Source organism: Pantoea sp. USMM079, from assembly GCF_037153115.1.
Lineage (GTDB): Bacteria > Pseudomonadota > Gammaproteobacteria > Enterobacterales > Enterobacteriaceae > Pantoea > Pantoea communis.
Genome location: NZ_JBBCKX010000003.1, coordinates 66,886 through 80,870, shown reverse-complemented (window position 1 = coordinate 80,870; position 13,985 = coordinate 66,886). Strand labels below are relative to the sequence as shown.

Sequence of the window (13,985 nt, the reverse complement as noted above, 5' to 3'; positions counted from 1 at the left end):
CGGGCAGCAACCGCTGCCCAATCGGTCTTTACTGCAGGTACTGATTCACGATCTGGCGGATCTTCTGCTCTTCTTCGGCAGAGAAGCTCACCGCATAACGGCTGTTACCCACATCTGAACCCAGCAGTGAAACAGCTTTCTTCACGGTGGCCGGTGGGAAACCGACGCTATACAGATCGGTACGCAGGCCGGTGATGTTCTCTTGTGCCTGACGTGAACCTTCAATATCGCCCGCGTGGAAACGTGCCCAGATAGCGTTGATCTCTTTCGGTGCCACGTTGGCAAGACCCGAAATACAGGCGGTGCAGCCTTCAACAAAACCGCGATGGATCAGCGAGTCAGGGCCGGTCAGCACGTTGAAGTTTTCCACGCCTTCAGCGGCCTTCAGGAAACCGCTCAGGCTCTCATAGCTGCCCGCACTGTCTTTGATGCCGATAATGTTGGGATGTGAAGCTAGCGCACGCACGGTTTCCGGCTGTAAGGTGTTGCCGGTGCGTGCAGGGATGTTGTACAGATACAGCGGTACTTCAATCGCATCTGCTACCGCGCGGTAGTGGGCAATCAACTCTTCCTGCTTCAGCGGCACGAAATACGGAGTGATCACCGAAACCGCATCCACGCCCAGTTTGGCGACTTGTTTGCCGAGGCGGATGGTTTCACGGGTAGAAATCTCACCGATGTGCGCCACAACGGGCGCAGCGCCATTCACTTCATCGACGCAGGTTTCGGTAACCGCTAATTTCTCCTGCTCGTTGAGCACAAAGAACTCACCGTTGGTGCCACCGCAGAAGATGCCGTTGCCTGCGCTGAGCTGACGTTGCACCTGCAGACGCTGAGCCGCGGGATTAAACGCACCTTCACTGTCAAAGGTGGTGACGATGGCGGTTAATACGCCCTGAATTTTCTTACTCATGATGCCCTCATTAATCCTTAGTGATTCAAAGCCGGAAAGAGTGTCAGGTAGACGTTTCGTACGTCATCGGCGCTCACTTTCATCGGTACATTCTTCATCAGTCGCTGCACGTCGAGCGCGGCTTCAACCAGATATGGCAGGTGATCCGGGCCGATACCCAGTTCCTCCAGACTGGCAGGCAGTTTGAGACGTTTCACCAGCGCGGCAAAGTACTCCACCAGCGCATGCGATTTGGCTTCTTCATCCAGTGAGGCATCGGCGTCCGGCAGCAGATCGTAGGCCTGCGCGAATTTGCTCACGGCGGCGGGGCGCACAAAGCGCATGCACGGTGCCAGCAGAATGGCGTTCGCCACGCCGTGCGGCAGATGATATTTGCCGCCCAGCGGATAGGACATCGCATGCACCAGATGGGTACCGGCATGGGCAATCGATGCGCCACCGTAATAAGAAGCCCACAACATATTCAGGCGCGCTTCCAGATTGCCCGGTTCGGCAATGGTGGTCTCCAGGCTGGCAAACAGCTTTTTCATGCCGATCAGCGCATAGTTATCACTCACCGGATTGGACACGGTGGCGGTAAAGCACTCGATCAGATGACAGAGTGCATCAATACCGGTCGAAGAGGCGATATGTGGCGGCATGCTGGTGGTCAGTTCAGGCACCAGTGCGACATAATCGGGCAGCATCACCGGAGTGATGATGCCAACTTTGGTCTCTTTCTCTGGGATCGCCAGGATTGCGTTTGGCGTGGCTTCGGAGCCGGTACCGGCGGTGGTCGGGATCAACAGTGACGTGGTGCGGGTCAGCGGTTTCTCTCCGGTCAGCAGGGCATCCAATGTCGGCGCGCCATCAACGCACAGAATCGACAGCAGTTTGGCGACATCCAGCACGCTGCCGCCGCCCACGCCGATCACCAGATCGACGTCGGTAGAAGGTAGTGCGGCAACAATGGCGGCGACATCGTGCTGGCTTGGCTCCGGCGGCACGCTGTTGACGATGCTCAAACTGCTGATCTGATGTTTCAGCTGCGCGATCAGCGACTGAACCGCTGGAATGCCTTCGATATTCTTGTCGGTGACCAGAAGCGCTTTGTCTTTACTCTGCAGTAAATAGCTGAGGTCATTAAGCGCCTGGAAGCCACTGATCACGGTGCTGTTGATATTCATTTCATACCCTTATCGCGGTTTTTTCGTACTAAATGATTAACTTTGCTCATTCAGTGCGGGTTCTGTCACTACAGTGCCTAAATTTATAGGACAAATTGATTTCAAATAATTTGATCTTGCTCACATATAATCAATCATGATTGAATATAATCAATCTCAACACGGCGAACTGCCGGCAGAGGAAAGAGAATGACTTCACAGCCATGGAAAACACCCGTCTTAGTGATCGCGGATGATTTTACTGGTGCCAACGACGCCGGTAGCGGACTGGCGCGAGCAGGCGCAAAGGTGCATGTGCTGTTTGATAGCAGTACAGCCCACGATGCCAGCAGCGCCGATGTGCTGGTCATCAGCACCGACAGCCGTGCAGTCAGTGCAGCAGAAGCAGCGCATCGTACAACGCTAGCATTACAGCAGCATCAGGCGATTGCCCAGGATGGCTGGCTGTTTAAAAAGATTGATTCCACGCTGCGCGGCAATCCGGGCGCAGAGATTGAGGCCGCATTGCACGCCAGCGGAAAAACCTTAGCGCTGGTGGTGCCCGCTGTGCCGAAATTGGGCCGTACCACGCGTGAAGGTGAAGTCTGGATCAACCAGCAGCGTCTGACGGACACCGAATTTGCCAGCGACCCGAAAACCCCGGTGACCAGTAGCCATGTGTTAACCCGCCTGCACATGCAAAGCGATCTGACCGGTGAAACTCTGGACCTGGCGACGGTGCGCAGTGGCAAGCTGGCACAGGTGCTTGCCAGTAGGCAGGGCTTAGTGGTGCTGGATGCCGAGCAGGATGCTGATATTGCGCTGATTGTGGCGGCGGCGGCGAGTTTACCCGCACGACCCTTACTCGCAGGCGCTTCCGGATTAGGTGATGCATTGGGCGAATATCTGGCGACGCGTCCGGCCAGGCCGGTGCTGGCCGTGGTGGGTTCGATGAGCGCCATCGCGCAGCAGCAAATCGCCCGCCTCGCGACCCAACGTGACATTCGCATTATCGATATTGATATTCGTCAGCTGTTTGCTCAGCCCGCGTGGCCGCAGGCTGTCGAGTGGCAGCAGGCGATGCAACAGGCTTTACGCGACGGCGCACACTGCGTAGTGCGCACCACACAGCATGCAGAGCAACGCCATGAGATTGAACAGCTGTGTCAGCAACATCAGGTGTCACGCCAGGAGCTGGGAGAACGCATCTGCCACTTCCTCGCCCAATTGACCCACAACGTTTGCCGCCAGGCCTTGCCTGCCGGGTTGTATCTTTCGGGCGGCGACGTGGCAATTGCCGTCGCACAAGCGCTCGGCGCCAGTGGTTTTCAGATTCAGGGCCTGGTGGCGGGCTGTGTGCCGCACGGGGTTCTGCTAAATAGCGAATTACACCTGCCGGTGATGACCAAAGCGGGTGGCTTTGGTGACGAAAACACCCTGATAGAAGCCATCCGTTTCATTGAGGAGAAGTCGAGTGAATAAAATTATTGCGGTGACCATGGGCGATCCGGCGGGCATCAGCCCGGAGATCATCATTAAAGCGTTAGCGGAAGGTGACCTGGCGGGTATCCCGGCAGTGGTGGTCGGCTGTGCCAGCACGCTGCGTCGGGTGATGGGATTGAACATTACGCCGCAGGCAGAATTACGCGTACTGGATAACGTCAAAGACGCGCATTTCGCACCGGGCATCATCAACGTGATCGATGAACCGCTGGCCAATCCAGAGGCATTAAAACCGGGTGTGGTGCAGAAAGAAGCCGGTGATTTGGCCTGGCGCTGTGTTAAACGCGCCACCGAACTGGCACTGGCCGGGGAAGTGCACGCAATCGCGACAGCTCCACTCAATAAAGAAGCACTGCACTCAGCAGGGCACATTTATCCGGGACACACCGAACTGCTGGCGCAACTGACTAACACCAAAAACTACGCCATGGTGCTGTACACCGATCATCTGAAGGTGATTCACGTCACGACGCATATCGCGCTGCGTAAGTTCCTCGACACCCTGAATGGGGACCGTATCCAGACGGTGATCGGCATGGCGGATACCTTCCTGCGCCGCGTCGGTTTCGACAAGCCACGCATTGCCGTAGCCGGGGTGAACCCGCATGCGGGCGAAAATGGCCTGTTTGGTGACGAAGAGATCACCACCGTAGCACCGGCAATCAAAGTGATGAAAGAGCAGGGCATTGATGTTTATGGCCCGTGCCCGCCGGATACCGTGTTCCTGCAGTGCCAGCAAGGTCAGTACGATATGGTGGTGGCGATGTATCACGATCAGGGGCACATCCCACTGAAATTGTTAGGCTTTTATGATGGCGTCAATATCACCGCTGGCCTGCCGTTTATCCGTACTTCCGCGGACCACGGCACGGCGTTTGATATCGCCTGGACAGGTAAAGCGAACTCTGCGAGCATGGCGATCTCCATTAAACTCGCGATGCAGCTAGCATAGGGAAATATGAAGGGACAAAGCCGTCTCGACCAGATTATGGACTATCTGAAAAGTCATAATCTGGTCACTGTAGAACAGCTGGTGAGTGCGATCTCGGCTTCACCGGCGACGATCCGCCGCGATCTGATCAAGCTCGACAAGGAAGGCGTCATTAGCCGCAGCCATGGCGGAGTGACGCTCAATCGTTTTATTCCTGCGCAGCCAACCACGCTGGAAAAAATGCAGCGTAATCTGGCAGAGAAGCAGGCCATCGCGCAGTTTGCCGCCAGCTATGTACAGTCGGGCGACTCCGTGGTGCTGGATGCCGGTACCACCATGCTGGAACTGGCGCGCCAGCTCACGCATCTGCAACTGCGAGTGATCACCGCCGACCTGCATATCGCGCTGTTCCTGTCTGAATTCAAGCAGATTGAAACCACCATTATTGGTGGCCGTATTGATGACTCCAGTCAGTCTTGTATTGGAGAGCATGGCCGACGCCTGCTGCGCAGCATTAATCCGGATATCGCGTTCGTTAGCTGTAACTCGTGGAGTATCGAACGCGGGATTACGACGCCGACGGAAGATAAAGCCGGTCTGAAGATGGATCTGCTGGCGAATGCGCGCCGCCGCATCCTGCTGGCTGACAGCAGTAAGTACGGTTCCTGGTCGCTATACTGCGCCGCACCGATTGATAGTTTGACCGATGTGGTGACGGATGCGCGTCTCGACGACGCAGTTTGTCGCGCGTTGCGTGAGCGTGGCATTGGTTTGCAGCTGACAGCCTGATGTAACAAGGTCGCCATCAAAGGCGACCCTTCAGCAACAGGGTTAACCCAATGCTAGCCCTGCACCGACATTTGCTTGCGTAGGTGCCCATTGATGCGCACCCGTTAATCGCAGCCCACTACGATAGCTTCAATCCCGTCGCCGGAATATTGCGGCCGTAGTAGATTTCACGCATCTCTTTCCACAGCAGATTGGTGATGCGCTTGTGCTCCTGCGGGTTGAGTTCTTCAGGCCTGGTATTGAACAGGTAGTATTTCAGGTCAAATTCCTTCAGTAACATCTTGGTGTGAAAGATATTTTCCTGATAGACGTTCACATCCACCATGTCGTACATCGACTTCATATCCTCGGACATAAAGTTCTGAATCGAATTGATCTCGTGATCGATAAAGTGCTTTAAGCCATTCACATCGCGGGTAAAACCACGCACGCGATAATCAATGGTAACGATGTCCGATTCCAGTTGGTGAATCAAGTAATTCAGCGCCTTAAGCGGCGAAATCACCCCACAGGTGGAGACTTCGATATCAGCGCGGAAGGTGCACAATCCCCCCTCAGGATGGCTTTCTGGATAGGTGTGCACGCAAATATGGCTCTTATCCAGATGCGCCACCACCGAATTGGGCAGCGGACCCGGATGCTCAGATTTGTCGATATCCTGCGGATTGATCGGCTCTTCGCTGACGAGAATCGTGACGCTGGCACCTTGCGGTTCATAATCCTGTCGCGCGATGTTCAGCACGTTGGCACCAATGATTGAGCAGGTCTCAGTCAGGATTTCGGTGAGGCGATTCGCATTATACTGCTCATCAATATAGGCGATGTAGCCATCACGCTCCGCTTCGCTGTTGGCGTAGCAAATATCGTAAATACAAAAACTCAGGCTCTTCGTCAGATTATTGAAGCCGTGTAGTTTCAGCTTTTGCAATTTCGTCACTCCTCACACGACAAGGCATTCAGCAGATATTGCGGTAAGGCAAAGCTACCGACATGAATCGCGGGATTGTAGTAGCGGCAGCGTAGGCCCGCGTCGTCAAAGCGTGATTGCAGGGTGACTGCATCCCACTGGCGTAGCGTCTCGTTGTCGCTTGCCCAGGCAAACGTCATAATGCCGCCGTAATAGGTGGGGATCGCCGCCTGATAAAAGCTGACGTCGGAGAAGTAATGGCCAAGTTTACGATGGCTGTTGATCGCTTCGTCCTGCTGCAGGAAACAGACGCCGTTCTGTGCCACAAAGATTCCGCCGGGATTTAGCGCCTGTTTGCAGCCGGCATAGAATTCAGAGGTGAACAGACTTTCACCGGGACCGATGGGATCGGTGCAATCGGAAATAATGACGTCGAACTTCTCTTGCGTCTGGGTGACGAAATTCACACCATCATCAATCACCAAATTCAGCCGTGGATCGTCATAGGCACCGGCGCTGTGATTGGGCAGATACGTCTTGCAAAAACTTACCACGCCGGCATCGATCTCAACCATGGTGATCTGTTCAATCGTTTGGTGACGTGAGACCTCGCGCAGCATGGCGCCATCGCCACCGCCAATGATCAGCACGCGCTTCGCCTTGCTGTGCGCCAGGATTGGCACGTGGGTCATCATTTCGTGGTAGATGAACTCATCGCGCTCGGTAGTTTGCACCACACCGTCCAGCGCCATGACACGACCAAAGGCGGCATTTTCAAAGATCACCAGATCCTGATGCGCCGTTTTGTCGCGATATAGCAGTTTATCTACCGTGAAATACTGTCCAAATCCGGCATGAAGCGTCTCATACCACATTTCATTCTGGGCCATGATGGGGCTCTCCTCGAATGTCATCGCCATGAAATTAGGGGAAAAGCATAGCGAAATATGACCGTGGTTGCACGGTCAAATCTTCAGCAGCAGAGCGGGATGGCGGGCTATTTGACGTAAGCGAGCAGACTCAGCGAGTCACGCGCCAGCGACTTACACTTCTTGTCATTGGTAATGGCGATACCGCTCAAATCTTTGTAACTCTCTTCGCCGAGCGACTTCATGTTGTAGTTGCTGTAATTGCTCAGATCCCAGCGGTTCTGCTGGGCAAAAAACACCAGCGCTTTGCGAATTTGCGCATCGGGCAGATCCTGATAGCCACAATCGTTCTTCAGGTAAACAAACACCGCGGTCAGATCGGCCAGATCTTCAGCTTCGGATTCGCTCAGGGCAAAACTGGTGGAGGAGAAGCCAAGGAGTCCCGCCAGCAGCAGGATCTTGATGCTTTTCGTCATAATCATTCTCAACAAGGGACAATTTATTGACGTTAGCACAGTTATTGCAGGGATTCCGCTAAATTTGCCCAAATGGGGCATTCCCACGGTTTTTATCGGCGCATTCTGTTAAGGGGCTTGACCCTCCCGCAGGGTAAAGGTTTACGCTGTGCCCTTATTCACGACAAGGATAAGAATATGCAACGTCGTCATTTTCTAAAGTTGACCGCCGCACTCAGCGCGGCAGGTGCGCTGCCTTTGTGGAGCCGTTCGTTAATGGCGGCGACGCGCCCGCTGTTACCGATCCCCTCTATTTTGCAGCCCGATGCACGCGGAGCGTACACGCTCACCGCGATGAGTGGCACCAGCCAATGGAACGGCAAATCCGTCCCGACGTGGGGCTATAACGGCAGTCTGCTCGGCCCGGCGCTGCGGTTGCCGCGCGAGAAAGCCGTTACGGTGAATATTCATAATCGGCTGGCGGAAGCAACGACATTGCACTGGCACGGGCTGGAAATTCCTGGCGATGTTGATGGTGGACCGCAAGCACTGATTGCGCCCGGTGCCTCACGTCAGGTGACCTTTACGCCCGATCAACCGGCTTCCACCTGTTGGTTCCATCCGCATCAGCATGGCAAAACCGGCTATCAGGTGGCGCAGGGGCTGGCGGGACTGGTGCTGTTAGAGGACGAAGATTCCGGTAAATTGCGTCTGCCGATGCAGTGGGGCGAAGATGACGTGCCGCTGATTTTCCAGGATAAACAGCTGACCAAAGACGGCGCAAAAATCGATTACCAACTCGACATCATGCGCGCGGCGGTGGGCTGGTTTGGTGACATGATGTTAACCAACGGCGTGCAGTATCCGCAGCAGGCGGTGCCACGCGGCTGGCTGCGCTTGCGTTTGTTGAACGGCTGCAATGCTCGCTCGCTGGATATCGCCACCAGTGATAAGCGCCCAATGTACGTGATTGCCAGCGATGGCGGTTTGCTGGCCGAGCCGGTGAAAGTGGATAGCCTGCCGCTGCTGCCGGGCGAGCGTTTCGAAGTGATGATCGATACCTCAGACGGCAAAACCTTCGACATGGTGACATTGCCGGTGACACAAATGGGCATGACGCTGGCCCCGTTTGATCAACCCTTGCCGCTGGTGCAAATTCTGCCGCTGCGCGTGATGGCGAGTGGCACGATGCCGGATAAGCTGGTGGATCTGCCGCCCGTGCCAACAACTGAAGGCGTGCAAAGCCGCTGGCTACAACTGATGATGGATCCGCAACTGGATCAACAAGGCATGCAGGCGCTGATGGATCGTTACGGTCATCAAGCCATGGCCGGGATGAAAATGAACCACGGCAACATGGACTCGAAGGGTGGGGCGATGCAGATGGATCACGGCAACATGGACTCGAAGGGTGGGGCGATGCAGATGGATCATGGCAACATGGACATGAGCAGCGGTGCCATGACGATGGACCATGGCAGTATGCCGATGGATCACGCAAAAACAGTGGCTTACGATTTCCACAACGGTAATAAAATCAACGGCCAGGCGTTTAATATGACCAAACCGATGTTTAACGCCGAACTCGGCAAAGTGGAAAAATGGACTATTTCCGGTGAGGGCGATGCCATGCTGCATCCGTTCCACATTCATGGCACCCAGTTCCGCATCCTGTCAGAAAACGGCAAGCCGCCAGCGCCGCATCGTGCAGGCTGGAAAGACATGGTCAGCGTCAACGGCTGGCGCAGTGAGGTGCTGGTGCGCTTTAACTACGTTGCCAATGCCCATAACGCCTACATGGCGCATTGCCATCTGCTGGAGCATGAAGATACGGGCATGATGCTGGGCTTCACCGTCGGCTAAGTGACTGCCACACCGCAGCGAAGCCTTAACGTCTTCGCTGCGGGTTGTTTAGCAATGCCCGGGCATAAGCGGGACATTTACTGCTCAGCAGCAGTATCAGGGCGCCAATGGCCTGATTTCCTGTTACAGGGGCAGGGCACAAGTGGCCTGGTTTACGGCAGCACACGAGCGTGGACATCGGGCAGCCTTATCCAGCTGCTCGATGCCTGGTCAACGCCGCCCTTCACGCACTGAGCGTGCCAGGCAAGTGATTAGGCCTGAGCCGCTTCCAGTGCCAGCCGGATATCCTCAATCAAATCATCAGCATGTTCGATACCAATCGACAAACGTACCGTGGCATCGGTAATGCCAATACGCTGGCGTACTTCCTGCGGCACGCCGGAATGGGTGGTGCTGCCCGGATGGCTGGCGAGTGATTCGGTACCGCCCAGGCTCACGGCCAATTTAAACAACGCAAGGGCATTGAGAAAACGAAATGCTGCCGGCTGGCCGCCTTTGATATCAAAAGAGAACGTGGAACCTGCGCCGCTGCATTGTCGCTGGAAGGTTTCACCCGCAGAGGTGTCCGCATCGAGATAGGGCAGCCAGTGCAATTTTTCCACCTGCGGGTTATCGCGTAAGAACGCAGCGACTTTTTCTGCATTGCTGGCGGCTTTCTCCATCCTCAACGACAGCGTTTCCAGCGATCGTCCAATCATCCAGCTGGAGTGCGGATCAAGTTGGGTGCCGATGGCACTGCGCAGCGATCGCACCTTGCTCACCAGCGCTTTGCTGCCCAGCACCGCACCGGCAATCAGATCCGAATGGCCGCCGACATATTTGGTGAGCGAGTAGAGCGACAAGTCTGCACCGTGCTGCAAAGGACGTTGAAACAGCGGGCCGAGCAAGGTGTTATCGCAGGCGAGAATCGGGCGCGAACCTTGCTGCTGGGTGATGACATCTGCTACCTGCTTCATCAGCTGAATATCCACCAGGCTGTTGGTCGGGTTGGCCGGCGTCTCAATCAGAATCAGCGCCACACGACCGCGCTGCCACGCCAGTTTGGCTGCTTCATACACTTTGTCTTCATCGGTGCCATCGCTGAAGCCGACGGCTTTAATCTCTAAATCGTGCAGCGTTTTGCTTAGCAACGTTTCAGTGCCGCCGTACAGCGGCTGAGAATGCAAAATCACTTCACCCGGCCGCGCAAACGCCAGCAGCGTGGTGGCAATGGCCGACATTCCGGAGGAGAACAGCGCGGCACTTTCTGCCTGTTCATAGATGGCCAGCCGATCTTCCACAATCTCGCTGTTGGGATGGTTAAAGCGTGAGTATACCAGCCCACCGCTCTTGCCCTCCGGCGGCTGCTTACGTCCGGCAACGAAATCAAAAAAGTCCTGTCCCTCTTCGGCGCTGTTGAACACAAAGGTCGAAGTCAGGAATACAGGAGGTTTGACTGCGCCCTCCGATAGCCGCGGATCGTAACCGTAATTAAGCATCTGCGTTTCCGGATGCAGATCGTGGGTGCCAATCTGTGTTTTTTTACTGGATGAAGCGGCCATAGGATCTCCAGAGATGACCGGTGAGAGTGCGGGTGGGTTTTCTGTAGTTAAGGCCAGCGCAATAAATTTTGCCACGGTATCGTTTGCGTTCTGTGCGCGGCGTTAGAGGTTGGTTCGACTATGATAGACTTCGTGGCTTTCTGAAAACCTTAACCAGGCGAATGCAATGAAACACACCGTCGACGTGATGATCTCTGAGCAGGAGATTGCAACCCGTATTGCCGAACTGGGCAAGCAGATTAGCGAACACTACCGTAGCAGCGGCAGCGAAATGGTGTTGGTGGGTCTGCTGCGTGGCTCCTTTATGTTTATGGCCGATCTCTGCCGTGCCATCGATGTCCCGCATGAAGTCGACTTTATGACCGCCTCCAGCTACGGCAGCGGTATGTCATCGACCCGCGACGTGAAAATCCTGAAAGATCTGGATGAGGACATTCGCGGCAAAGACGTGCTGATCGTGGAAGACATCATCGATTCTGGCAACACGCTGAGCAAAGTGCGCGAAATCCTGCGCCTGCGCGAGCCAAAATCACTGGCCATCTGTACCTTGCTGGATAAGCCAGAGCGACGTGAAGTGGACGTCACCGTGGAATACGTTGGCTTCACCATTCCCGATGAGTTCGTGGTCGGCTTTGGTATCGACTACGCGCAGCGCTATCGTCATCTGCCGTATATTGGCAAAGTTATCCCGACCGGTGAATAACCGCACAATCTTCCAAGGCTAATCCCGCCAGCCTGCGATAAGATGCGCAGCCCGCGAGTCAATGACTGACGGGCTGCGCTTGCGTTCCCCTACCGCATGCAGAGTGGTAAAGTGTCGCGGGTTATCGCTCAGCGCTTCATCTTTGATTTTTCACTCGTTATCTCTGAATAACCCCGCATGCTCGGCGTGAGCGCACTATCATTTCATAGGGCTTTGATGTCACTACAACAGGGTATGGATTCGCAATGACTTATGCACTGGAACTTTCCGGGCTCACCAAAACCTATCCCGGCGGCGTTCAGGCGCTGAAGAAGCTTGATCTCAACGTTGAGGCAGGCGATTTTTACGCACTGCTCGGGCCAAACGGCGCGGGTAAATCGACCACTATCGGCATCATCAGTTCGCTGGTGAATAAATCCGGCGGCAGCGTGCGGGTGTTTGGCTATGACCTGGAAAAAGACGTGGTCAATGCGAAACGCCAGCTGGGCCTGGTTCCGCAGGAGTTCAACTTTAACCCTTTTGAAACCGTGATGCAGATTGTGGTCAATCAGGCGGGTTACTACGGCGTGGAGCGGGCTGAAGCTAACAAGCGCGCGGAAAAATACCTTAACCAACTCGATCTGTGGGGCAAACGCAACGAGCGTGCACGCATGCTGTCGGGCGGGATGAAACGCCGTTTGATGATCGCGCGTGCGCTGATGCACGAGCCAAAACTGCTGATTCTGGATGAACCGACTGCAGGCGTCGATATCGAACTGCGTCGTTCAATGTGGACCTTCCTGAAAGATCTCAACATCAAAGGCACCACCATTATTCTCACTACGCACTACCTGGAAGAAGCAGAAATGCTGTGCCGCAATATCGGCATTATTCAGAGCGGTGAGCTGGTGGAAAACACCTCGATGAAAGGCCTGCTGTCAAAGCTGCAATCGGAAACCTTCATCCTCGATCTGGCGCCGCGCAGCCCGCTGCCGCAGCTGGAAGGCTTCCAGTATCGCCTGGTGGATACCTCTACGCTGGAAGTGGAAGTGATGCGTGAGCAGGGGCTCAACAGCGTGTTCAGCCAGCTGAGTGCGCAGGGCGTGCAGGTGCTGAGTATGCGTAACAAAGCGAACCGCCTTGAAGAGCTGTTCGTCAGCCTGACCCAGGGTAAAGGAGTGAAAGCATGACACATTTATACTGGGTGGCGCTCAAGAGTATTTGGGCCAAGGAGATCAACCGTTTTGCCCGCATCTGGATTCAGACGCTGGTGCCACCGGTGATCACCATGACGCTCTATTTCATCATCTTCGGTAACCTGATTGGTTCACGCATCGGCGATATGCATGGCTTCAGCTATATGCAGTTCATCGTGCCGGGCCTGATCATGATGGCGGTGATCACCAATGCTTACGCCAACGTGGCCTCTTCGTTCTTCAGCGCCAAATTCCAGCGCAATATCGAAGAGCTGCTGGTGGCGCCGGTGCCCACGCACATTATCATCGCCGGTTATGTTGGCGGCGGCGTGGCGCGTGGCGTGTGCGTCGGTATTCTGGTGACGGCGATTTCGCTGTTCTTTGTGCCGTTCCACGTGCACTCGTGGTCAATGGTGGCCCTGACGCTGCTGCTGACTGCGATTCTGTTCTCGCTGGCTGGCCTGCTGAATGCGGTGTTTGCGCGTACCTTTGACGATATCAGCTTGATCCCCACCTTCGTGCTGACGCCGTTAACCTATTTGGGGGGCGTGTTCTATTCGCTGACGCTACTGCCGCCGTTCTGGCAGGCGGTGTCGAAACTGAACCCAGTGGTATATATGATCAGTGGATTCCGCTACGGTTTCCTCGGCATCAATGATGTGCCGCTGGTGTTTACCCTGTCAGTGCTGATTGCCTTTATCGTGGTGTTTTACGTACTGGTGTATGCGTTGATTCAGCGCGGTCGCGGATTGCGGACTTAAGTTTTACGGGGGCGGCCGAATGGCCGCCCCTGTTGAATCAAGCCACCTGAACCGGCAACGCTTTAGCGATGCGTTTCATCTCGTTGTCGCCTTCGAAATAAGCGACTTTGGGCTGCCAGCTACGGGCGACTTCATCTTCCACCTGCACATAAGAGCAGATGATCATGATGTCACCTTCACAGGCACAACGGGCGGCGGCACCATTGACGGAGATGATCTTCGAGCCACGCTCAGCGGCAATCGCGTAGGTGGAGAAACGCTGACCGTTGGTGACGTTATAAATGTCGATGGCTTCGTATTGCAGAATGCCGGATGCATCAAGAAAATCCTGGTCGATGGCGCAGGAACCTTCGTAGTGCAAATCTGCCTGCGTGACTTTCACGCGGTGCAGTTTGCCCTGAAGTACGGTACGAATCATAACGGGATAACC

At 55.1% G+C, this 13,985-nt stretch carries 14 protein-coding genes; 7 read left to right on the top strand and 7 right to left on the bottom strand.

Translation table 11 applies throughout. From position 1 onward, the window contains the following. Positions 1-28: 28 nt before the first annotated feature. Both WFP70_RS07000 and WFP70_RS06995 read right to left on the bottom strand, forming a co-directional pair. Positions 29-913: a dihydrodipicolinate synthase family protein gene (locus tag WFP70_RS07000; RefSeq protein WP_034829589.1), complete on the bottom strand. Its 885-nt coding sequence runs from the start codon at positions 911-913 to the stop codon at positions 29-31. Between the two features lie 17 nt (positions 914-930). Further along, positions 931-2,079, bottom strand: coding sequence for an iron-containing alcohol dehydrogenase (locus tag WFP70_RS06995; RefSeq protein WP_337023064.1), 1,149 nt, complete (start codon positions 2,077-2,079; stop codon positions 931-933). Positions 2,080-2,268: 189 nt separating this feature from the next. On the opposite strand from WFP70_RS06995, the gene dtnK reads away from it, so the two are divergent. From dtnK to WFP70_RS06980, 3 genes are read left to right on the top strand one after another with little or no spacing between them, the layout of a single operon-like run. Continuing rightward, positions 2,269-3,540, top strand: a complete 1,272-nt coding sequence (gene dtnK, locus WFP70_RS06990; protein ID WP_058960875.1) for a D-threonate kinase — start codon at positions 2,269-2,271, stop codon at positions 3,538-3,540. Next, positions 3,533-4,513, top strand: a complete 981-nt coding sequence (locus tag WFP70_RS06985) for a D-threonate 4-phosphate dehydrogenase (protein ID WP_034829583.1) — start codon at positions 3,533-3,535, stop codon at positions 4,511-4,513. The genes dtnK and WFP70_RS06985 overlap by 8 nt, the downstream gene beginning before the upstream one ends. Before the next feature lie 6 nt (positions 4,514-4,519). After that, positions 4,520-5,281 (top strand): DeoR/GlpR family DNA-binding transcription regulator, encoded by a 762-nt coding sequence (locus WFP70_RS06980; protein WP_034829581.1) that lies wholly within the window; start codon positions 4,520-4,522, stop codon positions 5,279-5,281. Between the two features lie 118 nt (positions 5,282-5,399). Here the strand turns inward: WFP70_RS06980 and speD are convergent, their stop codons facing one another. The 3 genes from speD to WFP70_RS06965 all read right to left on the bottom strand — a co-directional run bounded on the left by speD (position 5,400) and on the right by WFP70_RS06965 (position 7,533). Then, entirely contained in the window at positions 5,400-6,209 is an 810-nt protein-coding gene (gene speD / locus WFP70_RS06975) for an adenosylmethionine decarboxylase (protein WP_097118365.1), read from the bottom strand. Between the two features lie 5 nt (positions 6,210-6,214). Beyond that, a complete protein-coding gene (gene speE / locus WFP70_RS06970; protein ID WP_337023063.1) occupies positions 6,215-7,078 on the bottom strand; it encodes a polyamine aminopropyltransferase in 864 nt (287 codons plus the stop codon). A gap of 107 nt (positions 7,079-7,185) precedes the next feature. Then, complete coding sequence (locus WFP70_RS06965) at positions 7,186-7,533, bottom strand: YacC family pilotin-like protein (protein WP_007888732.1); 348 nt, start codon at positions 7,531-7,533, stop codon at positions 7,186-7,188. Positions 7,534-7,710: 177 nt separating this feature from the next. Between WFP70_RS06965 and cueO the strand changes: the two genes are divergently transcribed. Further along, a complete protein-coding gene (gene cueO / locus WFP70_RS06960) occupies positions 7,711-9,375 on the top strand; it encodes a multicopper oxidase CueO (protein WP_337023062.1) in 1,665 nt (554 codons plus the stop codon). 251 nt (positions 9,376-9,626) lie between these two features. Here the strand turns inward: cueO and WFP70_RS06955 are convergent, their stop codons facing one another. After that, positions 9,627-10,916: a cystathionine gamma-synthase family protein gene (locus WFP70_RS06955; protein WP_034829570.1), complete on the bottom strand. Its 1,290-nt coding sequence runs from the start codon at positions 10,914-10,916 to the stop codon at positions 9,627-9,629. A gap of 166 nt (positions 10,917-11,082) precedes the next feature. On the opposite strand from WFP70_RS06955, the gene hpt reads away from it, so the two are divergent. The 3 genes from hpt (at position 11,083) to WFP70_RS06940 (ending at position 13,555) form a co-directional block, all read left to right on the top strand. Then, positions 11,083-11,619, top strand: coding sequence for a hypoxanthine phosphoribosyltransferase (gene hpt, locus WFP70_RS06950; RefSeq protein WP_034829567.1), 537 nt, complete (start codon positions 11,083-11,085; stop codon positions 11,617-11,619). Between the two features lie 245 nt (positions 11,620-11,864). Beyond that, the gene (locus WFP70_RS06945) at positions 11,865-12,788 is read left to right on the top strand and encodes an ABC transporter ATP-binding protein (RefSeq protein WP_034829565.1); all 924 of its coding nucleotides are present in this window, start codon (positions 11,865-11,867) and stop codon (positions 12,786-12,788) included. Further along, positions 12,785-13,555, top strand: coding sequence for an ABC transporter permease (locus WFP70_RS06940; protein WP_034829563.1), 771 nt, complete (start codon positions 12,785-12,787; stop codon positions 13,553-13,555). The genes WFP70_RS06945 and WFP70_RS06940 overlap by 4 nt, the downstream gene beginning before the upstream one ends. Positions 13,556-13,592: 37 nt before the next feature. Here the strand turns inward: WFP70_RS06940 and panD are convergent, their stop codons facing one another. Next, complete coding sequence (gene panD / locus WFP70_RS06935) at positions 13,593-13,973, bottom strand: aspartate 1-decarboxylase (RefSeq protein ID WP_034829560.1); 381 nt, start codon at positions 13,971-13,973, stop codon at positions 13,593-13,595. Positions 13,974-13,985: the final 12 nt, after the last annotated feature.

Excerpts from the sequence above, each read along its gene's own strand:
- cueO (WP_337023062.1), top strand. The coding sequence starts at position 7,711 with ATGCAACGTCGTCATTTTCTAAAGTTGACCGCCGCACTCAGCGCGGCA.
- panD (WP_034829560.1), bottom strand. The coding sequence starts at position 13,973 with ATGATTCGTACCGTACTTCAGGGCAAACTGCACCGCGTGAAAGTCACG.
- hpt (WP_034829567.1), top strand. The coding sequence starts at position 11,083 with ATGAAACACACCGTCGACGTGATGATCTCTGAGCAGGAGATTGCAACC.
- WFP70_RS06995 (WP_337023064.1), bottom strand. The coding sequence starts at position 2,079 with ATGAATATCAACAGCACCGTGATCAGTGGCTTCCAGGCGCTTAATGAC.
- WFP70_RS06945 (WP_034829565.1), top strand. The coding sequence starts at position 11,865 with ATGACTTATGCACTGGAACTTTCCGGGCTCACCAAAACCTATCCCGGC.
- WFP70_RS06980 (WP_034829581.1), top strand. The coding sequence starts at position 4,520 with ATGAAGGGACAAAGCCGTCTCGACCAGATTATGGACTATCTGAAAAGT.
- WFP70_RS06965 (WP_007888732.1), bottom strand. The coding sequence starts at position 7,533 with ATGACGAAAAGCATCAAGATCCTGCTGCTGGCGGGACTCCTTGGCTTC.
- dtnK (WP_058960875.1), top strand. The coding sequence starts at position 2,269 with ATGACTTCACAGCCATGGAAAACACCCGTCTTAGTGATCGCGGATGAT.
- speE (WP_337023063.1), bottom strand. The coding sequence starts at position 7,078 with ATGGCCCAGAATGAAATGTGGTATGAGACGCTTCATGCCGGATTTGGA.
- WFP70_RS07000 (WP_034829589.1), bottom strand. The coding sequence starts at position 913 with ATGAGTAAGAAAATTCAGGGCGTATTAACCGCCATCGTCACCACCTTT.
- WFP70_RS06940 (WP_034829563.1), top strand. The coding sequence starts at position 12,785 with ATGACACATTTATACTGGGTGGCGCTCAAGAGTATTTGGGCCAAGGAG.
- WFP70_RS06955 (WP_034829570.1), bottom strand. The coding sequence starts at position 10,916 with ATGGCCGCTTCATCCAGTAAAAAAACACAGATTGGCACCCACGATCTG.